19 protein-coding genes are annotated in these 24280 nt (G+C 61.3%); 15 read left to right on the top strand and 4 right to left on the bottom strand.

Going from position 1 to position 24280, the window contains the following annotated elements:
- The first annotated feature begins 1 nt into the window (after window position 1).
- The 10 genes from AC3WP7_RS21810 (at window position 2) to AC3WP7_RS21765 (ending at window position 11140) form a co-directional block, all read left to right on the top strand.
- A complete protein-coding gene (locus AC3WP7_RS21810) occupies window positions 2-3094 on the top strand; it encodes a multidrug efflux RND transporter permease subunit (protein WP_102592811.1) in 3093 nt (1030 codons plus the stop codon).
- A 130-nt stretch (window positions 3095-3224) separates the two neighbouring features.
- Entirely contained in the window at window positions 3225-3620 is a 396-nt protein-coding gene (locus AC3WP7_RS21805) for a hypothetical protein (RefSeq protein ID WP_092249018.1), read from the top strand.
- 127 nt (window positions 3621-3747) lie between these two features.
- Entirely contained in the window at window positions 3748-4389 is a 642-nt protein-coding gene (locus tag AC3WP7_RS21800) for a DUF1345 domain-containing protein (protein WP_102592812.1), read from the top strand.
- A gap of 73 nt (window positions 4390-4462) precedes the next feature.
- Window positions 4463-5302 (top strand): AraC family transcriptional regulator, encoded by an 840-nt coding sequence (locus tag AC3WP7_RS21795; protein WP_092249015.1) that lies wholly within the window; start codon window positions 4463-4465, stop codon window positions 5300-5302.
- A gap of 54 nt (window positions 5303-5356) precedes the next feature.
- A complete protein-coding gene (locus tag AC3WP7_RS21790; protein WP_102592813.1) occupies window positions 5357-5944 on the top strand; it encodes a LysE family translocator in 588 nt (195 codons plus the stop codon).
- Window positions 5945-6053: 109 nt separating this feature from the next.
- A complete protein-coding gene (locus AC3WP7_RS21785; protein ID WP_102592830.1) occupies window positions 6054-7067 on the top strand; it encodes a LacI family DNA-binding transcriptional regulator in 1014 nt (337 codons plus the stop codon).
- Window positions 7068-7111: 44 nt separating this feature from the next.
- Complete coding sequence (locus AC3WP7_RS21780; RefSeq protein WP_102592814.1) at window positions 7112-7894, top strand: sugar phosphate isomerase/epimerase family protein; 783 nt, start codon at window positions 7112-7114, stop codon at window positions 7892-7894.
- Window positions 7887-8828 (top strand): sugar kinase, encoded by a 942-nt coding sequence (locus AC3WP7_RS21775; RefSeq protein WP_093127600.1) that lies wholly within the window; start codon window positions 7887-7889, stop codon window positions 8826-8828. Before AC3WP7_RS21780 ends, AC3WP7_RS21775 begins: the two co-directional genes overlap by 8 nt.
- 45 nt (window positions 8829-8873) lie before the next feature.
- Window positions 8874-10166: an MFS transporter gene (locus AC3WP7_RS21770; RefSeq protein WP_071490628.1), complete on the top strand. Its 1293-nt coding sequence runs from the start codon at window positions 8874-8876 to the stop codon at window positions 10164-10166.
- Window positions 10163-11140, top strand: a complete 978-nt coding sequence (locus AC3WP7_RS21765) for an NAD(P)-dependent oxidoreductase (protein ID WP_102592815.1) — start codon at window positions 10163-10165, stop codon at window positions 11138-11140. The genes AC3WP7_RS21770 and AC3WP7_RS21765 overlap by 4 nt, the downstream gene beginning before the upstream one ends.
- 132 nt (window positions 11141-11272) lie before the next feature.
- Here the strand turns inward: AC3WP7_RS21765 and AC3WP7_RS21760 are convergent, their stop codons facing one another.
- Window positions 11273-12898, bottom strand: coding sequence for a methyl-accepting chemotaxis protein (locus AC3WP7_RS21760; RefSeq protein ID WP_093127591.1), 1626 nt, complete (start codon window positions 12896-12898; stop codon window positions 11273-11275).
- 233 nt (window positions 12899-13131) lie between these two features.
- Between AC3WP7_RS21760 and AC3WP7_RS21755 the strand changes: the two genes are divergently transcribed.
- Together AC3WP7_RS21755 and AC3WP7_RS21750 are read left to right on the top strand one after the other, a co-directional pair.
- Window positions 13132-14559 (top strand): nucleobase:cation symporter-2 family protein, encoded by a 1428-nt coding sequence (locus tag AC3WP7_RS21755; protein ID WP_092248998.1) that lies wholly within the window; start codon window positions 13132-13134, stop codon window positions 14557-14559.
- A 12-nt stretch (window positions 14560-14571) separates the two neighbouring features.
- Window positions 14572-15033: an LEA/WHy family protein gene (locus AC3WP7_RS21750; RefSeq protein WP_092248995.1), complete on the top strand. Its 462-nt coding sequence runs from the start codon at window positions 14572-14574 to the stop codon at window positions 15031-15033.
- A 157-nt stretch (window positions 15034-15190) separates the two neighbouring features.
- On the opposite strand, the gene AC3WP7_RS21745 is transcribed toward AC3WP7_RS21750, so the two are convergent.
- A complete protein-coding gene (locus AC3WP7_RS21745) occupies window positions 15191-16117 on the bottom strand; it encodes a carbon-nitrogen hydrolase family protein (RefSeq protein ID WP_102592816.1) in 927 nt (308 codons plus the stop codon).
- A gap of 82 nt (window positions 16118-16199) precedes the next feature.
- On the opposite strand from AC3WP7_RS21745, the gene AC3WP7_RS21740 reads away from it, so the two are divergent.
- Entirely contained in the window at window positions 16200-17114 is a 915-nt protein-coding gene (locus AC3WP7_RS21740; RefSeq protein WP_092248988.1) for a LysR family transcriptional regulator, read from the top strand.
- Here AC3WP7_RS21740 and AC3WP7_RS21735 read toward each other — a convergent pair.
- The gene (locus AC3WP7_RS21735) at window positions 17086-17340 is read right to left on the bottom strand and encodes a hypothetical protein (protein ID WP_058424873.1); all 255 of its coding nucleotides are present in this window, start codon (window positions 17338-17340) and stop codon (window positions 17086-17088) included. The two genes, AC3WP7_RS21740 and AC3WP7_RS21735, sit on opposite strands and share 29 nt — an antisense overlap.
- 163 nt (window positions 17341-17503) lie before the next feature.
- On the opposite strand from AC3WP7_RS21735, the gene AC3WP7_RS21730 reads away from it, so the two are divergent.
- The gene (locus AC3WP7_RS21730; protein ID WP_016979401.1) at window positions 17504-17824 is read left to right on the top strand and encodes an ElaB/YgaM/YqjD family protein; all 321 of its coding nucleotides are present in this window, start codon (window positions 17504-17506) and stop codon (window positions 17822-17824) included.
- A gap of 36 nt (window positions 17825-17860) precedes the next feature.
- Here the strand turns inward: AC3WP7_RS21730 and AC3WP7_RS21725 are convergent, their stop codons facing one another.
- Window positions 17861-18898: an Ldh family oxidoreductase gene (locus AC3WP7_RS21725; RefSeq protein ID WP_071490636.1), complete on the bottom strand. Its 1038-nt coding sequence runs from the start codon at window positions 18896-18898 to the stop codon at window positions 17861-17863.
- Between the two features lie 288 nt (window positions 18899-19186).
- Between AC3WP7_RS21725 and AC3WP7_RS21720 the strand changes: the two genes are divergently transcribed.
- Window positions 19187-24271 carry a dermonecrotic toxin domain-containing protein gene (locus AC3WP7_RS21720; protein WP_309475189.1) on the top strand — a complete coding sequence of 1695 codons (5085 nt, stop codon included), beginning with the start codon at window positions 19187-19189 and terminating at the stop codon, window positions 24269-24271.
- Window positions 24272-24280: the final 9 nt, after the last annotated feature.

The raw sequence follows: 24280 nt of genomic DNA, 5'->3' as shown, positions 1-24280 counted from the left end.
CATGCCGCAGTTCTTTATTGACCGCCCGATCTTCGCCTGGGTGGTCGCCCTGTTTATCCTGCTGGCCGGCTTGCTGGCCATCCCGCAGTTGCCGGTGGCGCAGTACCCCAACGTCGCGCCGCCGAAAGTAGAGATCTACGCGGTGTACCCCGGTGCATCGGCGCAGACCCTGGACGAAAGCGTGGTGAGCCTGATCGAGCAGGAGCTCAACGGCGCCGATCACCTGTTGTATTTCGAATCCCAGAGCAGCCTGGGTTCGGCCACCATCACCGCCACCTTCCAACCGGGCACCAACCCGGAAATGGCCCAGGTCGATGTGCAGAACCGCCTCAAAGCGGTCGAGCCGCGCCTGCCGCAAGCCGTTACCCAGCAAGGCTTGCAGGTGGAGAAAGTCTCCGCCGGCTTCCTGCTGCTGGTGACCCTCACGTCCAACGACGGCAAGCTCGATGACGTGGCGCTCAGCGACTACCTGGCGCGTAACGTGATGAACGAGCTCAAGCGCCTGGACGGTGTGGGCAAGGCCCAGCTGTACGGCGCCGAGCGTGCCATGCGGATCTGGATCGACCCGCAGAAGCTGATCGGTTTCAACCTCACGCCGGCCGATGTGAACGCGGCGATCAGCGCGCAGAACGCCCAGGTCTCGGCGGGCAGCATCGGTGACTTGCCGGGTACCAATACCCAGGAAATCACCGCGGCGATCCTGGTCAAGGGCCAGTTGTCGACGCCGGCCGAGTTCGCCGACATCGTGCTCAAGGCCAACCCGGACGGCTCCACCGTGCGCATCGGCGATGTGGCGCGGGTGGAAGTCGGCAGCCAGGAATACCAGTTCTCCACGCGCCTCAACGGCAAGCCCTCCACCGCCGTCAGCGTACAGCTGTCGCCCGGCGCCAACGCGTTGAGCACCGCCACCCTGGTGCGAGCCAAGATGGACGAGCTGTCGCGCTATTTCCCGGCCAATGTGGAGTACAAGATTCCGTACGATACTTCGCCGTTCGTCAAGGTCTCGATCACCAAGGTGGTCTACACCCTGCTTGAGGCAATGGCGCTGGTGTTCGCGGTGATGTTCCTGTTCCTGCAAAACGTGCGCTATACGCTGATCCCGACGCTGGTGGTGCCGATTGCGCTGATGGGCACTTTTGCCACCATGTTGCTGCTGGGCTTTTCGATCAACGTGCTGACCATGTTCGGCATGGTGCTGGCTATCGGCATTCTGGTGGACGACGCGATTGTGGTGGTGGAAAACGTCGAGCGCATCATGGCCACCGAGGGCCTGTCGCCCAAGGAAGCGACGAAAAAAGCCATGGGCCAGATCACCGGCGCCATCATCGGCATCACCCTGGTGCTGGTGGCGGTGTTCCTGCCGATGGCGTTCATGGCCGGTTCGGTGGGGGTGATCTACCAGCAATTCTCGCTGTCGATGGCCACCTCGATCCTGTTCTCGGCGTTTCTCGCCCTGACCTTGACCCCGGCCCTGTGCGCCACCTTGCTCAAGCCGATCCCCAAGGGCGAGCACCATGCCAAGGGCGGTTTCTTCGGCTGGTTCAACCAGCGTTTTGAAAGCCTCACCGACCGCTATGAAGGCTGGGTGGCCTATGCCCTCAAGCGCAGTGGCCGTTACCTGCTGATCTACCTGGTATTGCTGGTGGGCCTGGGCTGGATGTTCAGTCGCCTGCCCTCCTCGTTCCTGCCGGTGGAAGACCAGGGCTACACCATCACCGATATCCAGTTGCCGCCGGGGGCGAGCAAGAATCGCACGGTGCAGGTGGCCGAGCAGATCGAAGCGCACAACGCCGAAGAGCCTGGGGTGGGTGATACCACCATGATCATGGGTTTCAGCTTCTCCGGTTCGGGGCAGAACGCAGCGCTGGCGTTTACCACGCTCAAGGATTGGTCGCAGCGCAGCAGCGATGACTCCGCATCGTCGATTGCCGACCGCGCCAACATGGCCTTCAGCGAACTGAAAGATGCGGTCGCCTACGCCATCCTGCCGCCTCCAGTGGACGGCCTGGGCACGTCCAGCGGCTTCGAGTTCCGCCTGCAAGACCGGGGTGGCGTCGGCCATGCCGCACTGATGGCGGCGCGTACTGAATTGCTGGCCGCCGCCGAGAAAAGCCCGATCCTGGCCAACGTGCGCGAAAGCGCCCTGGCCGAAGCACCGCAAGTGCAGCTGGAAGTGGACCGCAAGCAGGCCAACGCCCTGGGCGTGTCGTTTGCCGACGTCGGCAATGTACTGTCCTCGGCCGTCGGTTCGGCCTATATCAACGACTTCCCCAACCAGGGCCGCATGCAGCGGGTGGTGGTGCAGGCCGAAGGCGACCAACGCAGCCAGGTGGCGGACTTGATGAAGATCAACGTGCGCAACAACGCCGGCAAGATGGTGCCCCTGTCCGCCTTTGTCGAAGCCAGATGGACCCAGGGCCCGACCCAGTTGACCCGCTACAACGGCTACCCGGCCATCGCGATTTCCGGCGAAGCCGCTCCGGGACACAGTACCGGTGAGGCCATGGACGAGATCCAGCGCCTGGTCAGCCAATTGCCCGCCGGCCTGGGCCAGGAATGGACCGGGTTGTCGTTGCAGGAACGTCTGTCCGGCTCCCAGGCCCCGATACTGCTGGGCTTGTCGCTGCTGATCGTATTCCTGTGCCTGGCAGCGCTGTATGAAAGCTGGTCGATCCCCACCTCGGTGTTGCTGGTGGTGCCGCTCGGCGTGCTCGGCGCGGTACTGGCCGTGGCGTTGCGGGGGATGCCCAACGATGTGTTCTTCAAAGTGGGCCTGATCACCATCATCGGGCTGTCGGCGAAAAACGCGATCCTGATCATCGAATTCGCCAAGGACCTGTACGACCAGGGTGAAGACCTGATGAGCGCCACCCTGAAGGCTGCGCGCTTGCGCTTGCGCCCGATCATCATGACCTCGCTGGCGTTCATCCTCGGCGTGGTGCCGTTGGCGATTGCCACCGGCGCCAGTTCCGCCAGCCAGCAAGCGATTGGTACCGGCGTGATCGGCGGCATGATCACGGCGACGCTGGCGGTGGTGTTTGTGCCGGTGTTTTTTGTGGTGGTGATGAAGTTGGTTAAAAAGCGCCGCGACTGATTGACGTCAACCGACGCAAGCCCACTGAAAAGAGCCCTTACAAACTGTCAATGTTGACAGTTTCGCAGGGTTCTTTTTCGTTTTAGTGTGCCTTTGTTCAATCCGAACGATCAGTAAAGAGAAGCTTCCCATGAGCGAACACTCAGGCTTACTGCTTTCCAACGGGTACCTGGCGGTAGGCATTGGAAACAGTTTTTTTGTCAGCGAAGACTTAACAGTAATCCATACGAGCCAATTGCTGCGTATTGAGGCACCGGGCACTGGAAACTCAGCCGGAGAATTCATCATCACGGTCAATAACCCTGGGAATGGTGGAACAGCCATACCGGTTGGTCCTGGCAACCCTTCGCAGCTCACCTACGAACGGTACGGCTATCCTACCCGCCATGCCGGTAGCGGAAGCATAACCTTCGTGTGGGACCCTACACGTAAAATGCTTGATGCGACGTTTGAAGCCATCTTGGTTCCTGTCGCGCACTACCCCGCAGTCAAACTCAGGGACGGCGCCATCCGTCACGTTGAATAAGCACGGCTGTAACCGCCATGTTTGATGGCCAGGACGTGCAACTGACAAAAAGGAGTGTTCGACGCAGTCAGTCAGGGACTAAAGAATGCGCTATGGTGCTCGCAGAGACATTTCATTGTGAGCCGCCATGCCGTTCCTCGCCCGCACCCACCCTCGCCTCTCCGCCGCCGCCGTGCTGGGTATTGCCGTGGGCATCCTGGCGCCGGCCGACACCCTCGTCAGCAAAATCCTGATTGGCTGGAACGCCGGGGTCTGGACCTACCTGGTGCTGATGCTGTGGCTGACCCGTCGCGCCAAGGCCGAAGACGTGAAGCGCATCGCCGAGGTCGAAGATGAAAACGCCGGCCTGGTCCTGTTCACCGTGTGCATCGCCGCCATCGCCAGCCTGGCGACCATCACCTTCGAACTGGTCGGCAGCAAGGACCTGGCCACTTCCGAACGCCTGCTGCACTACGGCTTTACCGGGCTGACGGTGATCGGTTCGTGGTTGCTGATCGGGGTGATCTTCAGCGTGCATTACGCGCGCCTGTATTACACCTGGGACGGCAAGGAACCGGCGCTGCGCTTTGCCGAAGGGCTGACGACCCCCAATTACTGGGACTTCCTGTACTTCTCGTTCACCATCGGCGTGGCGGTGCAGACCTCCGATGTGGGTGTGGCCACGCGAAGCATGCGCAAAGTGGTGCTGGGGCAGTCGTTGATCGGGTTTCTGTTCAACACCGCGATCCTGGGGTTCTCGATCAATATCGCCGCCGGGCTGTTCGGTTGAGGCTGCACAAACCTTCTAGACCTTCACACGGCGCTGGGCGCTAATAGCCTCACCTAGTCCGCTTCGGTGATTTATGGCCGCGCACAATTGGATCGATCTGTCCCAGGACGCCGACACCGGCATCGAGACCCTGCGCGCGCATTTCGAAGGCCACGCCTACGATCCGCATTGGCACGACAGCTACCTGATCGGCGTGACCGAGCAAGGCGTGCAGCAATTCAACTGTCGCCGTACCCGCCACAACAGCGTGCCCGGCCAGGTGTTCCTGGTGGAGCCCGGCGAACTGCATGACGGCGACGCACCCACCGCAGACGGCTTTACCTACCACATGCTCTACCTCGACCCACAGTGGTTGGCGCGGGAAGTGAGCGCAGTGTTTGAAGAGGCACCACTCGATAGCCAACTGAGTTTCGCCAATACCTTGACCAGCGACCCGCGCCTGGCCATCGCCACCACTCAAGCTTTCCAGACCCTGCACGCCGGCGAACTGCGCATCGTGCGCCAGCGCGCCATGGACCATCTGTTGGAGCGCCTCACCGGCCAACTCTACTGGCGCATCCGCTACCGCGAAGACCCGCGATTGCCACTGGTTGCGCACAAGGCGCGGGAATACCTGCACGCTCATCTGCACGTGGACGTGGGCATGGACGAACTGGCCCTGGCCTGCGGCGTCGACCGTTTCCGCCTGACCCGTGCGTTCAAGAGCGCCTTTGGTTTGCCACCCCACGCGTATCTGGTGCAACTGCGTCTGGCCCACGCCCGGCACTTGCTGGCCAAGGGCGAGCAACCCGCCGATGTCGCGATTGCCCTGGGCTTTGCCGACCAGAGCCACTTGGGCCGCTGGTTCATGCGTGCCTACGGTCTGACGCCCGCCGCCTACCGCAAACGCTGCTCAAATCTTCCAGACAGATGACATACCGGCCCGGGAAGATCGACGCCATCTTTCGGTTTGTCGGAGTCACCTGCCATGTTGCCGTTCATGTTGTTTGCCTTTGTCGCCTCGATCACACCAGGCCCTACCAATATCCTGGTGCTGAGTAACAGCGCGCAGTATGGCTTGAGAGCCGCGTTGCCCATTATTTTCGGCGCCTGCGCCGGGGCTGCCGGCCTTGTATTGCTAGTGGGAACCGGCATGGGCCAATCCCTGGTGCATTTGCCCAAGGTGCAAACGGCCATGCAATTGACCGGCGTCGCCTGGCTGAGCTACTTGGCCTGGCAGATCTTCAGAGCACCCGCTCAAGCCATCGAAGTGAATACCCGCGAAAAGCCCCTCGGCCTGATTGGCGCAGCCAGCCTGCAATTGATCAACCCGAAAACCTGGATGATGGCGCTCGCGGTGGTGAGTATATTTGCCGGTCAGTGTGCCGAGCGCCAAAGCCAGGTGGTGCAGTTGTCCCTGGTGTTTTTCCTGATATCGATACCTTGCCTGGGCACTTGGGCGCTGATAGGGGCCGGCGCCTCACGGGTGTTTCGTTCGGCCACGGCCATGCAACGTTTCAACCAGTGTATGGCCCTGCTGCTATTGGCCGCGACCTGGTTGGGTGTGCTGGTCTGAACGTACCGATCATCTGGCCTTGCCCTGCATCTTCTTGACGACTTTGCTGGTTTAGTGTTTTCCTGAAACCGGTTTCAGTCATTCCAATAAGAAAAGAAGGTCGATGACCGTGAACAACTTTTCCGCCGCCCAGCGCAGCCGCGTGACCATGCTCGACGTCGCCGAGCGCGCTGGCGTATCCAAGGCCAGTGTGTCGCGCTTTATCGGCGACGACCGCGCCCTGCTCTCCGATGCCATCGCCCTGCGCATCGAACAGGCCATTGACGAACTCGGCTACCACCCCAACCAGATGGCCCGCGGCTTGAAACGCGGGCGCACGCGCCTGATCGGCATGCTGGTGGCCGATATCCGCAACCCCTATTCCATTGCCGTGATGCACGGTGTCGAAACCGCTTGCCGTCAACACGGCTACAGCCTGGTGGTATGCAACACCGACCGTGACGACGAGCAAGAACGCCAGCACTTGGCAGCGTTGCGTTCGTACAACATCGAAGGGTTGATCGTGAACACCCTCGGCCATCACCTCGACCAACTGCTGGAACTGCAGCGGGAAATGCCCCTGGTGCTGGTGGACCGCAAGGTCGAGCCGTTGCACAGCGACCTGGTCGGCCTGGACAACCCGGCGGCGGTGCGTATGGCTGTAGAACATCTGGAGCGACAGGGTTACCGCGATGTGCTGATGGTCAGTGAAGCCACCGATGGCACCAGTTCGCGCCTGGAGCGCCTGGACAGTTTCAAGGCTGAAATCGCCAGCCGCCCGGCATTGACCGGCGCTGTGCTGGCGTTGGATGAAACACTGCAACAACACCTGCACACCTTTCTTGCCAAACCTGGCCCCAAGGCACTGTTCTGTGCCAACGGCGTCGCGGCGCTGGCCTGCACCCGTGCATTGAAGAACCTGGGTTGCAACCTGTTCGACGACATCGGCCTGATCGCCCTGGATGACCTGGACTGGTACCCGCTGGTAGGCACGGGTATTACCGCCCTCGCCCAGCCGACCGCATCCATCGGTGCAACGGCATTCGATTGCCTGCTCAAGCGCTTGCGCGGCGATACCGAGCCAACACGTACCCTGGATTTCCTGCCCGAGCTGATCGTCCGTGGCTCGACCCGGCCTCTCTAAAAAATTTTGAACAAAAATGAAACCGGTTTCAGAGGTAAACAACAATGCATCAATACCCCGTCTCCATCAGCCTTTCCAGCTACGGCGCCGAGCTGGTACGTCAGCAGGGCCAGCTTAGTTTCGTCGAAGTCCTCGCCGCCGCCGGCGCCCAGTGCATCGAGTGGCGCGAAGAGCTTTTAACGGACGAACAGCCCACCGAACTGGCCCAGGCAGCAGCGCAACAGGATTTGAAGTCGGTGTTCTCATCGCCTTTGGAACTGTGGGTCGCCGGCCGCGCCCAAGCGAATGCCGAACTCGCGGCCACCCTGGATCGGGCGCAGGCGTTTGGCTCACGCTGGCTGAAAGTCTCCCTCGGCTACTTCACCGACACCAACGACCTGGAAAGCCTGCACGCCCTGCTCAACCGCCACCCGGTCCGCCTGTTGGTAGAGAACGACCAGACCCTGCACGGCGGCCGCATCGAACCCCTGCAGCGCTTCTTCACCGAAGTGGAACGCCTGGGCCTGCCGGTGAAGATGACCTTCGACATCGGCAACTGGCAATGGCAAGACCAATCCGCTCTAACCGCTGCACGCCTGCTGGGCCGGCATGTGGATTACCTGCACTGCAAGGCCGTGGCCCGGCGCCCGGACGGCAAGCTGGTCGCTGTGCCGCCGGGCGCCACCGACCTGCATCTGTGGGAACAACTGCTCAAGCATATGACTCAAGGGATTACCCGGGCGGTGGAATTCCCGCTGCAAGGCGATGACCTGGTCGAGGTCACCACCCGGCACATTGCCGCCCTCGCCATCCTTGGCCAACCGCGTGTGGAGAATGCCCATGTCTGAGATCGATATCCTGTCGTTTGGTGAGACCATGGCGATGTTCGTCGCCGAACAGACCGGCGACCTGGCGCAAGTGGCGCAGTTTCACAAGCGCATTGCCGGGGCGGACAGCAACGTCGCCATCGGCCTGTCACGCCTGGGCTTCAACGTGGCCTGGCTGAGCCGGGTCGGCAATGACTCCCTCGGGCGCTTTGTGGTCGATACCTTGAACAAAGAAGGCCTGGACTGCCGGCATGTGGCGGTCGACCCGTTGCACCCCACCGGCTTTCAGCTCAAGTCCCGTGAAGAAACGGGTGATGACCCTCAGGTCGAGTATTTCCGCAAAGGCTCGGCAGCAAGCCACTTGTCCGTCGCAGCCATCAGCCCTGCCCTGCTGCAAGCCCGCCATCTGCATGCCACCGGCATTCCGCCAGCGTTGTCCGCCGCCACCCGCGAGTTGTCCGCCGAGCTGATGACCCAGATGCGCAAGGCCGGGCGCAGCGTGTCGTTCGATCCCAACCTGCGCCCATCGCTGTGGGCCAACCAACAGACGATGATCCGTGAAATCAACGCCCTCGCTGGCCTGGCCGATTGGGTCCTGCCGGGTCTGGGCGAAGGTCGCCTACTGACCGGCTTCGATGACCCGGCCGATATCGCCGCGTTCTACCTCGACCAAGGCGCCGAAGCCGTGGCGATCAAGCTTGGCCCGGACGGCGCCTATTACCGCACCCAGATGGACCAGGGCTTCATCGCCGCCGTGCGAGTGGACAAGGTGGTCGACACCGTTGGCGCCGGCGACGGTTTTGCCGTGGGCATGATCAGCGCCCTGCTGGAAAACCTCAGCTTTCCCGAGGCGGTGCAGCGCGGCAACTGGATCGGCAGCCGCGCCGTGCAGAGCCGTGGCGATATGGAAGGCTTGCCCACGCGTTCAGAGTTACCGATTCGATCCGTTGCCTGACCCATTCCCTGTTGCCACAACTACAACAAGCTCAGGAGCAACCCCATGGACACCGTGAAACTCGCCACCCGCCGTTGGTGGTACATCATGCCCATCGTTTTTATCACCTACAGCCTGGCGTACCTGGACCGCGCCAACTATGGCTTCGCCGCCGCCTCCGGGATGGCCGAAGACCTGATGATCACCCCCGGTATGTCGTCGTTGCTGGGGGCGCTGTTCTTCCTCGGCTACTTTTTCTTCCAGGTGCCGGGGGCGATCTATGCGCAGAAGCGTAGCGTCAAGAAGCTGATCTTCGTCAGCCTGATCCTGTGGGGCGGCCTGGCCACCCTGACCGGCGTGGTGTCCAACGCCTACATGCTGATCGTGATTCGCTTCATGCTCGGCGTGGTCGAAGCCGCCGTGATGCCGGCGATGCTGGTGTACCTGTGCCACTGGTTCACCCGTGCCGAGCGCTCGCGCGCCAATACGTTCCTGATCCTCGGCAACCCGGTGACCATGCTGTGGATGTCAGTGGTGTCGGGCTATCTGGTGCAGCATTTCAGCTGGCGCTGGATGTTTATCATCGAAGGCCTGCCGGCCGTGCTGTGGGCGTTTATCTGGTGGAAGCTGGCCGATGAGCGTCCAAAGGATGCCAAGTGGCTGAGCGACGCCGAGAAACAGGACCTGGAAACCGCGCTGGCCGCCGAGCAAGTCGGGATCAAGGCGGTGAAGAACTATGCCGAAGCGTTCCGCTCGCCCAAGGTGATCATCCTGGCGCTGCAGTTCTTTTGCTGGAGCATCGGCGTGTATGGCTTTGTACTGTGGCTGCCGTCGATCCTCAAGCAAGGCTTGCAGATGGACATGGTCGAAGCCGGCTGGCTGTCGGCGCTGCCTTACCTGGCGGCGGTGATCGGCATGCTGGTGGTGTCGTGGGGCTCGGACAAGCTGCAAAAACGCAAGCGCTTCGTATGGCCGCCGTTGTTGATCGCCTCCATCGCGTTCTACGCGTCCTATGTACTCGGTGCCGAACACTTCTGGTGGTCCTACACCCTGCTGGTCATTGCCGGCGCGTGCATGTATGCGCCGTACGGACCGTTTTTCGCCATCGTCCCGGAAATTCTCCCGGCCAACGTCGCCGGGGGCGCCATGGCACTGATCAACAGCATGGGCGCCCTGGGTTCATTCGGCGGCTCGTACCTGGTGGGCTATCTCAATAGCAGCACCGGTTCGCCCGGCGCCTCTTACCTGCTGATGAGCGGCGCGTTGCTGCTGTCGGTGGTGCTGACGATTTTTCTCAAGCCCGGCGCCAGTGACCGTACGCCGGCGCCCAACCCGGAATTGAAGGTAAAGACCGCATGAAAAAGTCTGTCGTGTTGTACAAGAAACTCTCGGCACCGTTGATGGCCCGCCTGCATGAACAGGCCGAGATCACGCTGATCGAAGCGTTGGACGAGACCGGCCTGGCCAAGTTGCGCGCCGCCCTGCCCGGCGCCCACGGCCTGTTGGGCGCAAGCCTGCGCCTGGACGCCAGGCTGCTGGACCTGGCGCCACGACTGGAGGCGGTGGCGAGCGTGTCGGTGGGCGTCGACAACTATGATATCGACTACCTCACCGAGCGCGGCATCCTGCTCAGCAACACCCCGGATGTGCTCACCGAGACCACCGCCGACACCGGTTTTGCGCTGATCCTGGCCACCGCGCGCCGTGTGGTCGAACTGGCCGACATGGTGCGCGCAGGCCAGTGGAGCAAAAACATCGGCCCGGCGCATTTCGGCAGCGACGTGCATGGCAAGACCCTCGGCATCATCGGCATGGGCCGCATCGGCGAAGCGTTGGCCCAGCGCGGGCATTTTGGCTTCGGCATGCCGGTGATCTACCACAGCCATTCGCCCAAGCCTGCGGTGGAGGCCCGTTTTGGCGCGCAGTACCGCAGCTTGAACGAATTGCTGCAACAGGCCGACTTTGTCTGCCTGACGCTGCCACTCACCGCTGAAACCGAGAAGTTGATTGGCGCCGAACAATTCGCACTGATGGGCGCGGAGACGATCTTTATCAATATCTCACGGGGCAAGGTGGTGGATGAGGCGGCACTGGTGCAGGCGTTGCAACAACGCACGATTCGAGCGGCGGGGTTGGATGTGTTCGAGCAGGAGCCGCTGAATCATGGCTCGCCGTTGTTACGCTTGAACAATGTGGTGGCCACGCCGCATATCGGCTCGGCCACCCATGAGACGCGGGAAGCCATGGCCAAATGTGCAGTGGATAATCTGTTGCAGGCGTTGGCGGGTGAAAAACCGAAAAACCTGGTGAACCCAGGCGCCTGGAAACAGTAGCGCTGACACAACACAGAACAAATGTGGGAGGGGGCTTGCCCCCGATGGCGGTGTATCAGTCGACTTATCTATAACTGATCCACCCAGATCGGGGGCAAGCCCCCTCCCACATTTAAATCACATTTCAGCCAGCTAAATAACGAACCTGGCCACCATCCCATTCAGGTCCACCGCCAACCGCGACAGCTCATGGCTGGCCGCGCTGGTCTGGTTGGCACCCGCCGCCGACTGGGTCGCCAGGTCACGGATATTGACCAGGTTGCGGTCCACTTCGCGGGACACCTGGGCCTGTTCTTCCGAGGCGCTGGCGATCACCAGGTTGCGTTCGTTGATCAGGCTGATGGACTGGGTGATCTGCTCCAGGGCCACCCCGGCGGCGCGGGCCATTTCCAGGGTGTCCTGGGTGCGCTGGTTGCTCTGCTGCATGGACTGCACGGCTTCACCGGTGCCGTTCTGGATACCGGCGACCATTTTCTCGATCTCCTGGGTCGACTGCGCCGTGCGGTGGGCCAATGCCCGCACTTCGTCGGCCACCACCGCAAAGCCACGCCCAGCCTCACCGGCACGTGCCGCTTCGATGGCAGCGTTAAGCGCCAGCAGGTTGGTCTGTTCGGCAATCGCGCGGATCACGTCCAGCACCTTGCCAATGTCCCGGCCTTGGGTGGCCAGGCCTTCGATCATCGCGGCAGTGTTCTGCACGTCCTGGGTCATGGTCTGGATCGCGCCGACGGTTTCCACCACGCGGTCGCGCCCTTCCCGCGCCGCCTGGTTGGACTGGGTCGACGCCTCGGAGGTGGACACCGCGTTGCGCGCCACTTCTTCCACCGCCGCAGTCATCTCGTTGACCGCCGTAGCGGCCTGGTCGATTTCATTATTCTGTTGTTGCAGGCCCTTGGAGGCTTCCTCGGTGACCGCACTCAGCTCTTCAGCGGCAGACGCCAGCTGGGTGGCCGACCCGGCAATGTGCTGGATGGTCTGGCGCAGGTTGCCTTGCATGGTCGACAAGGCGTTGAGCAAGCGCGCCGGTTCGTCCTTGCCGTCGTCTTCAATGGTCTTGGTCAGGTTGCCACCGGCAATGGTTTCGGCCACCTCCACGGCTTTGCGCAAGGGCGCAACGATGCTGCGGGTCAGCAGCCAGGCCAGCAATACCGTGAGCAATGCGGCGGCAACCGAAACGACAATAGCGCCAGTGATGGCACTGCTGTAGTTTTGCCCGGCTTCCTCGTTGGCTTGCTTGGCATCCGCCGCGTTGATGGCGATCAGCTTGTTCAGCTGTTCGCCCATCTGGTCGGTGCCGTCCTTGATCCGCGTGTTGATCAAGGTGCGCATCTCATCGACCTTGTTCTGCCTGGACAGCGCCAGCATCTCGGCCTGAGCCTTGAGATAGTTGTCCAGGGTGGTCGTGAATACCTTGTACAGGGCGGCCTCCTCGGGCCCGGCAGGCAAGGCTGCGTAACTGGCCTGGGCAGTCTTCACCTTGTCGGCCAGCACGCCGATACGCACTTCAGCTTCCTGAAGGCCGGCAGGCTCACGGTTGACCAGCACGCGGAACGAAAGGATGCGCATACGCAGCACGTTTTCGGTGATCACCGACAGTGACGTCACGCTTGGCAGTTGATTGGTACTCATGTCCACCGAGGCCTGGCGGATCAGCGTCATACGGTTGACCGCAAATACCCCCAATACAACCACTAACACAGCAATAAACGCGAAACCGAGAGAAGCGCGAGGAGCGATATTCAGATTACGGATGGACATGGGGGAGCTCTCAAAAGTAGTGTCTGCGCGCGTCCCTGCCGCGAAACGATCTGTCAGCGTCAACGCACTGCCCAGACCTTGGTCACCACCGTTGTCATTAGTATGTGGGCCTAACCACGCTATCGGCAGGCGCTGCGGTTTCCCGCAGGGGCTTTATAAATATTTTTTTACACTTCTGACGACAGGCAGTTTCTGGCATCCTGCGCCTCCATTTTCTGACCCGAGCCCGCATTTTGTCTGACGCTCAAGCCCCGCGCCCCCGCTATAAATCCGACCTGATCTACGGCCTGGAAGACCGCCCGCACTTCACCGCCGCCCTATTTGCCGCGCTGCAGCATGTGCTGGCGAGTTTCGTCGGGATCATCACCCCCACCCTGATCGTCGGCGGCGTGCTGGGCCTGGAAAGCGAAGTGCCATACCTGGTGAGCATGGCGCTGTTCGTGTCGGGGCTCGGCACCTTTGTGCAGGCACGCACCTTCGGCCCGATCGGCTCGGGGCTGTTGTGCCTGCAGGGCACCAGTTTTTCGTTTATCAGCGTGATTCTCAGCGCGGGCTTCATGGTCAAGGCCCGGGGCGGCGGCACTGACGAAATCCTCTCGACGATCTTTGGCATCTGCTTTTTCGCCGCGTTTATCGAGGTGGTGCTCAGCCAGTTCATCGGCAAGCTGCGCAAGCTGATCACCCCGGTGGTCACCGGCACCATCATCACGCTGATGGGCTTGTCGCTGATCAAGGTGGCGGTTACTGACATGGCCGGCGGGTTTGGCGCCAGCGACCTCGGCGCGGCGAGCAACATGGGCCTGGCGGCGCTGGTGCTGCTGACCATCGTGGTGCTCAACCGCTTCAATAACCCCTTCCTGCGCCTGGGTTCGATCGTGATCGGCCTGACCCTGGGCTTCGTCGTGGCCTGGCTGCTGGGCCGCGTGGACATGGCGGCGCTGCCTGAGGTGCCGTTGATCAGTGTGCCGGTGCCGTTCAAGTACGGGTTCTCGTTCGACTGGGTGGCGTTTATCCCGGTGGCGGTGATCTTCCTGATCTCGCCGCTGGAAGCAGCCGGTGACCTGACGGCCAACTCGATGATTTCCCAACAGCCGGTCAAGGGCCCGCTGTATATCAAGCGCATCAAGTCCGGCCTGCTGGCCGACGGTCTCAATTCGGCGATGGCCGCCACCTTCAACAGCCTGCCGATGGTGACCTTCGCCCAGAACAACGGGGTGATCCAGTTGACCGGCGTAGCCAGCCGCTACGTGGCGTACTTCATTGCCGGCCTGCTGGTGCTGCTGGGGCTGTTCCCGATGATCGGCGCGGTGCTGCAACTGATGCCCAAGCCGGTACTGGGCGGCGCCACCCTGATCATGTTCGGCACCGTGGCCGTCGCTGGGATCAAGATCCTTGCCGAAGCCGGGTTGCATCGGCGCAATGTGCTGATCGTGGCGATCTCCCTCGGCATGGGCCTGGGCGTCGCTGCCGTGCCGGAAGTATTGCGCGAGCTGCCCAAGGCGCTGCACAACATCTTCGAGTCGCCGATCACCGTGGGCGCTTTCTGTGCAATCGTGCTGAACATTTTCCTGCCGGAAGAGTTCATAGAGCTGGAAGAAGATGAATTTGATCCGGAGTCCTCTACCCTCAAAGTGATGCAGGACCCGGACGTCACGAAATAGGAGCACCTTTGTATGCGCAGGCTCATGGTTCTATCGCTGTTGCTGCTGACCTTGAGCGCCTGTGCGCTGTTCCCCGACCGTGATCCGGTGAACATCAACGTAGTGGGCATCGAGCCCCTGCAAAGCCAGGACCTGGAAGTGCGCTTCGCCGTGAAACTGCGGGTGCAGAACCCCAATGAAACGGCGATCGACTACAACGGCGTGGCCCTGGACCTGGAGGTCAATGGCCGACCGTTGGCGTCGGGGGTGAGTGACCAGAGCGGCTCCATCCCGCGATTTTCCGAGACGGTCCTGAGGGTGCCGGTGAGTGTTTCGGCGTTTTCCGTGTTGCGTCAGACCCTGGGCCTGAGCCAGACCCAGAGCCTGAACAACCTGCCGTACGTGCTGCGGGGCAAACTGGCGGGCGGGCTGTTCGGCACGATGCGCTTTGTGGACCGTGGCACGCTTGACCTGCCCAATACCGCCACCTGGTAATTGACGCGGCCCACTTGTGGCGAGCGGGCGTGCCCCGCGTTGGGCTGCGTAGCAGCCCCAGCCCAGGCTCCACACAGTGTCAGACAAAAACGGTCGCTGGCTTCAGGGCGGCTTCGCCACCCAACGCGGGGCAAGCCCGCTCGCCACAGGATTTTGCTCAATCCGTCAGGTAGCGCACGCCGGGCTTGGCGCGCTCGTCCACCACCAACTCGAAGATATCCGGCCGGGCATAATGCCCCACCACGTCATAGTCATACCGCGCGCGTACCAAGTCATCCGTATTGATTTGCGCCGTCAGCAGCCCGGCTTCTCCCAGCAGCGGCCCGGCGAGAATGTCGCCCATCGGCCCGACAATCACGCTGCCGCCCGCGATCAACGGGCGGTCTGCCGGCCAGTTGGCGATCTCGACCCCCAACGCCTCGGGCGAGGCCTGCACCTGGCAGGCACTCACCACAAAGCAACGCCCTTCGTGAGCCACATGGCGCATGCTCACCTGCCACATCTCGCGCTCATCCACCGTCGGCGCGCACCACACTTCCACGCCCTTGGCATACATCGCCGTACGCAGCAGCGGCATCATGTTTTCCCAGCACACTGCGCCACCGACACGGCCCACTGCGGTGTCGATCACCGGCAGTGTCGAACCGTCGCCCTTGCCCCAGATCAGCCGTTCGGTGCCGGTGGGCATCAGCTTGCGGTGCTTGGCCACCAGGCCGCCCGCCGGCTCGAAGTACAGCACGGTGCAATACAGGGTGCTGCCACTGCGCTCGATCACGCCAAGCACCAGACTGGCGCCGGTACGTGCGGACAAGCCGGCCAGCGCCTCGGTTTCCACACCTGGGACATCGATGGCATTGGCAAAGTAACGGGCAAAGGCTTCGCGGCCTTCCGGCAGGCGGTAACCCAACTGTGTGCCGAACGCCTCGCCCTTGGGATAACCACCCAGCAGCGCTTCAGGCATCACCACCAATTGCGCGCCGCTGCGCAGGATCTGGTCCTCATAACTCAGGATTTGCGCCAGGGTTTCACCCTTGCCGCCGGGCAAGGAACCGATTTGCAGGGCCGCCACAGTAGAAACAGGCATCACGATCACTCCAGGTAAAGGGGGTTGCCCATTCTCCCGCCAGCCTCGATCATGAATAAAGCCCACTTCAGTGCTGAATGATATGAGCCAAACAAATATCGACCAGGTCGATCTCAACCTGCTGAAAACCTTCGAAGCGTTGCACGACGAGTCCAGTGCCAGTCGCGCAGCCTTGCGCCTGGGCGTCACGCAATCGGCGATCAGCGCGGGGTTGCGGCGCTTGCGCGAGGTGTACGGGGATCAATTGTTCGTGCGTACCGGGCGCGGCCTGGCGCCGACGTTGCGAGCCAACCAGTTGAAACCGGTGATCAGTGAGGCGTTGGACCGCTGTCGGCAGAGCCTGGCAATGGTCAACCCGGATAACCAGCAGTATCAGGGCCGCTCAGTGGTGCTTGGGTTATCCGATGATTTCGAGGTGGCCTACGGCCGCCGATTGATCGAAGCGATTGCACAACGTGCGCCCAAACTGCGGGTGATTTTCCGTCAGACCCACAGCCAGATCGTCGCCGGCGCCCTGCTCGACCGCACCCTTGACCTGGCAATCACCGCCGGCGGTTTTGCCCAGGGCAGGCTGAGCCGCCAGGTGCTGGGGGAAGGTGATTATCGTTGCCTGGTGGATTCGGACCAGGCACACATCAGCCTGGACGAGTTTGTCACGCGTGAGCATATTTTGGTGTCGTCAGGCGGGTTTATCGGCATCACCGATGAAGGCCTGGCGGCGCAGGGCCTGAGCCGCCAGGTGTGCGCGTCGACCAGCCACTTTGCCGCACTGCCCTTTTTGCTCAAGGGCAGCCAAGCCGTGGCGACCATTCCAGGGCATGCGGCCCAGGCCATTGCCGAGATGACCGGCCTGCGCGTATTGCCCTGCCCGCTGGCACTGCCGCGCTACCCGGTGGAGCTGGGCTGGCGCACCCAGGCGCAGCTGGATCCGCTGTTGTTGAAAGTGCGTGAAGCCATCGTGGCGGGCTTTACTTGTTGGCCGCCATCAGCTTGTTGACTTCGCTGCGCACCATGTTGGAAAACTCCGGCGGCGACATGCCGTCAAGCTCTGCGCGAACCCATTCGGCCCACTTGCCCTTGCGCTTGGCGCGCTCACCGAACAAGCGTGCAGCTTCGCCCTTGGCCTTGCCCAGGTTGGTCTGCCACAGGTCATAGAGGCGGGACTTTTCATCTTCCAGCTCGGCGCGTTCGGCGAGGGTCTTGTTGGCGAGATTGAAGCTCATGTTGAATTACCTGCTGCACAAATAGGCGACATCTTACACTGTAGGTCGAAATTTCCTGATTCGGATTTTGCTCAAGAACAGGCAGCGGCAAAAAAACTGCAACTTTTGCCGCTGGCCAATACTCCATTGTTCACTGCCACATTCACTCACAAGGAGTCACACAATGGCCCGCAAAACCGCTGCCCAAGCCGTCGAAGACCAAATCAAGGACCAAGCCTTCAGCGAACTCACCGCGCTGATCGAAGAATCGGACAAACTGCTCAAGAGCAGCGCTTCCCTGGTAGGCGAAGAAGGCGAAACCCTGCGCGAGCAGGTCGCCATCAAGCTCAAGCAAGCCCTGGACTCGGTGTCCAATGTGCGCGAGCGCAGCAAGCCGGTGGTGGATGCCACCGAAACCTACATCGGTGGTCACCCATGGCAGACCGTGGCGATTTCCGCAGGGTTTGGCCTGGTGGTCGGCCTGCTGCTCGGTCGTCGCAACTAAGCGGCTACAGGGGCTGCGCCAGCGGCGCAGCCCTGTTCAACCTTGCGCGATTTCCCGCAAGTGCTCCAACTCTTTGCGATCGACTTCGATCCCCTGCTCCTGCGACTTCGCCCGTGTGCGATGGCGCCGATCCCCCGGTAAACGCCGCAACCCTACCGCATGCATCTGCCGCACCAGCTCCTGGCTGCGCTCGGCAAACGCTTGCCCGGCGGTCTTGCTCGGGTCGATCACGATCAACAGTTGGCCGGTCCAGGGTGTGCGCGCCCCCGGATGATCGGCCCAATTGAACTCGAACGAGAAATTGCCGCCGGTCAACGCTGCTGCCAGCAGTTCGACCATCATCGATAACGCCGACCCTTTGTGCCCGCCAAACGGCAGGAGTGCGCCGCCCTCGAGGATCGCCTTGGGGTCCTGGGTCGGCTGGCCCAGGCTGTCGACGCCCATGCCCGGCGGCAGGCGCTCGCCTTTGCGCGCAGCGATCTGAACATCACCGTGGGCGATGGCGCTGGTGGCCAGGTCAAACACAATCGGCAAGCCATCGGCGCGAGGCGCGGCAAAGGCGATGGGGTTGGTGCCGAACAACGGGCGGTCGGCGCCATGGGGCACCACGCAGGTCATGCTGTTGACCACGCTAAGGGCCACCAGGCCTTCTTCGGCGAACGGCTCGACATCCGGCCACAGGGCGGCGAAGTGGTGGGAGTTATGGATCGCCAGCAGGGCAATGCCGGCACTGCGGGCTTTCTCCACCAGCAGCGCACGTGCGGCTTCGAGCGCCGGCTGGGCAAAGCCGTTGGCGGCGTCCACGCGCACAAACCCTGAGGCGACATCGGTCACCTGGGGCACGGCCTTGCCATTTACCCAGCCACTGGCCAGGGTGCTGATGTAGCCGGGAATACGGAAAATGCCGTGGCTGTGGGCGCCATCGCGTTCAGCACTGGCACAGTTGTGGGCGAGGATCGCCGCGACTTCAAGGGACGTACCGTGCCGTACGAACACCTCTTGCAACAGCGCGACCAGTTCAGCGAAAGCGACCGTGACGCGGGAACCCTCAACGACGTTGGACGGCGTAGACATCTGAAGCTCCGATTTTATGATTGGAAGGCGCAACAAGACGAAAGACCATGATTAAACAACGCGCCGACGGCCTGCTGTCAATCGACTTTATCGGCATGGCCGTCTCCGATCAGTTATGTACCGCAGTCATCGCACCCTTTGCCCCTAACGTGCTGCTCATCATCGTTGCCATCCCCAGGCCCTTACAGAGAGCAGCTCATGGCCCATGTAGATCCCCCGTATTTTTTTGATGAGTACCTGCGTCCGGTTTCGAGAAAACACCCAACCGACCGAGAGCGGGCGCTGGGTTTGACACTCAAGGATGTCAATTGGCTGAGTACGGTGTACGGCGCCACCCATGTCGGGCGCTATAATCGTGACGCGCCGATGACCGTGGAAACCCTGATGTTGAAAAGGCGCGGCAAGCGTGCAGTCGCGCTCGCCGGTGCGTTCATGATGAGTTCGAGCCCCGAAGAGAAAAAGACTGCGCTCTACACCCCCTATGCCGGTATCGAGGTATTCAATCAGCGCAAGGACTGCCTGGATGAGATAACCCGGCGACTCAAAGACCCAACCTCATACCTTGATTTAATCAGGTTTGTACCTATTGAATGGCGCAACCAGTTCAACCCCGGCAGCCCCTTCACGCTCAGCACCGCCACGGTTGAACACGCGGTATTCGAAGACCAGCAAAACACCCTGCGCGCCAACCAGACCCAGGATCTGCAGTGGGCGTTGAAAGAACTGCAAACCCTGCCGACGCTGCCCGACCTGCTGGAAGCGGTCCTCGACCTTGTCGGGGCAGCGAGCCCACACTTTCAAGGGCTCAAGCTCAAAGACACGCGGGTCAACAGTTTCGTCTCATCAACCCCGGACATTCCCGGGAGCACTTCCCACTGGGTGGCTTCGGCCACCCTGGCTGAAACCTTGCTGCAGTACTACGCCAGGCACGATTGGCCGGCGCAGCGCACACGCACTTTCGTCAACCCCAGGCATGACACCAGCCGGTTCAGCGCGGCCCAGCATCAACAAGACCTGCAACGCTGGGAAAGCCTGGTTCAGCAAGCCAGCGCAATCTTCTCCAAGCTGCTGAGCGCCCTGCTGCAAACCTGGTGGAATGCCCCCATCAGCCAGAACATGTCACGCCTGGATTTGTTTACTCAAATCATGAGCGACAAGTTCCGCCTGGACATGCTGCTCAAGCGCCAGTCACAAAGCGACATTTTGTCCTCAGACAACGCCTACCGCCTGCTCGCCGTCTTCCTCCCCGACGAGGCTGAGCGCAACGCGTGGCAAAAAGGCTTGCGCATCGAAAAAATCAGCATCCATGCGCCCTATCAACATCACGTGGAGCTTGCCGCCACATTGTTGATCAGTGACGAGCACGCCTACCTGTACACCCAATCACGCGGGCTGCAGGTGCTCAAGGATGTCGACGACCTGAACGACACGCTGTTGAGCATGCTCAAGGCCGCCGGGCATCAAGACGAATTGTTGAACTTCCTCTCCCTGGAGGAGCGCAGCATTTACCTCGCCATGCGTGGCGTACAGGTTAGCGGGCGGGCGACACAGGGCAGTGTGTTCGGTGGGATGCTCACAGACATTCAAGACAAGCAACTGAGCAACCTGGAGCATGCACTGACGCAATTCCGCCGCAGCGAGGGCACCGTGGACCTGGCCGCTTTGCTCGATTGCTCCCTGGACATCCGCCAGATGCTCGACAGCCGCCTGCTGGACCTCGACGCCAGCGGACGCTGGAGCATGCACCCCGTCAGCAGCGGAAACGGCCGGCCATCCACCGTGCAGGCAGAACGCGCCAAACTGCAACTCCAAGCACTGCAGACCGATGAAAACGCCTTGCTGGCCGCACGGGCCACTCACCCGACGGTGCGTAGCCTGGCCACCAAAGCCCTCAATGAGGAAATGAATAAGCGCCATCTGGGCCTGGATGCCAGCGACGTCTACGTCAATACCTACCCCAGCGAGGCGCAGGACAGGGAAGAGCGACTGCCGCAGTCATCGGTCAACATGGTCGAGCACTTCATCAAGCGCCTGGCCAACGCCGCCGCGGATATAGGCAGCTCACCGCGCATCGGTTTTTACGGCGCGCGGCGCGACGGCGCAGCCTTGAGCTTGAACAACCTCAACAGCCATATTTTCAATGCAGTGATCACGCAGACCACCGCCTACTTCGTCAAACGCGACGTACGTTCGTTGCCCGGGCGATTCATGAAAAACCATGGTGATCAAATGATCGCAAGCCTCCTCCACGGCCTGCGCAGTGAGGCAGAGCTACGGCGGCTCAACAACACCTTGGGCCAAACCCCTTACGCGATGCTGGATACGGTCTTGCGTCGCGACAGCATGACCCGCGATAAACGCCATGGATTGCACGGTTTCTTGCCGGATGTTTTCGAGGTCACGGTCAGCATCAACGGTGACAAGCCGGTTCACCCCCTGGCCAACTGTTTTGTGCTGACGGAACGGGGCGGACTGGACCCGCGCCTCTCCGGTGCAGTCGTGCTGTGGACGCCGCAGCGCGGCCATGAAGCCTTCGACTCGCTGACCAGCCTGCGCAACCGGCTTCAACAGCGCCTGGAACACCCTGGCCGACGCACCGCCCTGCTGCAGAACTTGCCCATCAGCCTGCGCTCCCCGCACCAGCGATACCGACTGGGCCCATTGCAGCGTATCGACGAGCATTTTTTACTCAACCGCCAAAAGAGCCACCTGGTGCATCATCTGGATACCCTCGACTACTGGCTCGCCATGCCTCTGGAACCGATCCAGTTGCAGGACTGCCTGGATGCCGAGATGGGCCGTGTGGCACCGTCAAATATCGGCAGGGCGAAAGCCATTGCCAATGCCATGATCCAACAGCAAGGCCTGCCTGCCTGGCTGGGCATGGCGTCGCCAAAGGATCAGTTGCTGCATGCCGAACTGCTCGAGCAATATCGTCTCAGCGCCCCGGATAACCAAGATTACCTTCATAGCCTGCCGCTTCTGGAGGAACAGGTCGCTGAAACATTGACCGCCCTGCTCAACGCGCGCTTCCCACACCAGGCATTGTCCCCGGACGACATTCTGATCCCGGCACGCTTGGCACTCAATGGGCACACCCAAAGCCTGACTGAGTTTGCCCTGCGCCATTTGCCCGACCTGCAGCCCGATAACCTCACACCGCACGCACGCGGCACAACACCCTTGCCCGCCGCATTGAATGGCGAAGCGATCGTCCAATTGGTACGCCAATTGGACATCGGGAAAATCTACCGCGACCTGTTGACCACCCACCTGACAGCTGACACCGAGGATGCGCGCAAACGCCGCGAGCTATTCTGTCAGCAGCTTCCGTGGCAAGTACTGCTGCATGCCCACGAGGAAAAGCTGGCGGAACGCCTGAGCACGACGGCGTGGGGTTTTATCCAACAGATTTTCGATATGCCAGATGCCGTTGCCCGGGAAGCTGTCAGCGGCGCCACCGCAATGATCCGTCCGCTGGAACTGATTGCCACCCGCGGGGCGACTCCGGCCAGGGTGCCTGGCGTTTATGTGATAGGCGCGAGGGCCGGAACAAGCGGGCCATTGGTGCTCTATGCACCCTATGCCCCGTTGAGCGTTTTGAAGGAATACGGCGACGAAGAAAAATTGCTGGATGACATCAGCCGCCCAGGCCCACTTCAGGCCTGGATCATCAGCCAGTTGGGGGATCCCGAACAGGCAACATGGCGCAATCTGTTCGAAGCGTCGACCTCGCAGGAAAAAGAAAAAGAAAAAGAAAAAGAAAACATCAGCCTGGCTTCGAATCCGATCAGAGGCAACCTGCTGCGACTGCTGTTTCATGACAATGCCCTCCAGTTGATCAACATGCTTTCCAACCAATTCACCAAAGAGGGCAAGCATCTGTGGGAGGGCGTAACCAGCCTTGTACGTAAAGGCATTCCCATGGCACTGCAATTCATTGCGGGCAAACTCAAGTTTCCGCTGGTGGTCTGGCGTAGCTTCAGGCTGTTTGAAGCCTCCGCCGAGAATTTGCAAGAGCAGCACTTTGGCGCCGGTCTGCGCCTGTTTATCCAAGGCGTGGCTTCAATGGCGTCGCTGCGCAAAGAGCTCGACGGTGTGACCGCGGCTGAGACTGACACGCAGCCACCCACGACCTGGGAAGGCCCGGTGCCTGCCACCACCGTAGAAACCCTGGACATCACAGACCCATTGCGCACTCGGTTACGGCGGTTCGAAGACGTCACGGTGGCATTGACCGATTTGTCACTCGACCGCCAGAACCACGTGTACACCCAGCCGATCAACAGCCGCACCTATGTGCCCGTGGCCGGCCGAGTCTACCCGGTCGCCCGCAGCGGCACACAATGGCGAGTCAGCCTTGCTCGGGAACTGGGGCCCTTTGTCGAACGCAACGCACAGGGTCAGTGGGTGTTCGATCTGTCCATGCGCGAGCCGCGCTTCGGGCCAACCGTGTCCCGTATCAGGGACCGGGTCAGCACCCATCTATCAGAACGCGACGCCATCAATATCGAGGCTGTCGGCATGCCGGCCATTCGCGGGCTTGATCGTGACAAAGGGCTGTCTATCGACCGCGCACTCAACGTTGCGCTGTATTACACCAATACCTGCCAGCGCAACCTTGCGGAGTTTGCACTGCAGCGCCTTACCGAATCCACTGTCGGTCGCTTCTTGAGCGAGATGTTCGGCCTGCTGAATTTCAACCCCGGGCAAGTGGAGAAAATCCGCAACCGGGTCATGGAAGTCATGGAGGAGATGACCCGGCAGGATCTACTCACCCTGGACTCCAATCGATTTGTCACCGGCACTTCACGCTGGCCCATCGACGACGAAATCGCTTTTGTGATTCCTGAGGATGCAGAGCGGAAAATCTATCTGCTGGATCGCTTTTTCAATACCGGCATGGATCAATACCGCGAGCACCTCACTGCACCGTTCGATCTCGAGGATCATGCACGGGCTGCTACCCTTATCCATGAGATCAGTCACTTGGCGTCGAACACCGAAGACATTGCCTACATGGACACCATCCGCCCGTTCGTGGACCTGATCCATCGCGGTACGGCCGAGGGCTTGCGCAAGCACACGAGCCTGTCCACTTTGCAAAGCACTGCCCTCTCCGCGCTCACGCCGGCAACGATGCTGTTCAAGAGCTGGGATGCACTAGAACAACGCTGGGAAGACTTCGGCAAGACCGGCTCCACCAAACTGCGCGACAGGGTACTGCACCTCACGGGCGCCAGGACATTGGATGAAGCGCGGCAGACATTCATGAGCAATGCGGACCTTCGGATGGACATCATCCTGGCAAATGCCGACTCGGTGACCTTTCTGATTACACATCTGGGAAGGCGCTTGGAGCCAGGGGCCTGAACAGGCCCC

Source organism: Pseudomonas sp. FW305-3-2-15-C-LB1, from assembly GCF_058787615.1.
This window is presented reverse-complemented; position numbering and strand designations above follow the sequence as displayed.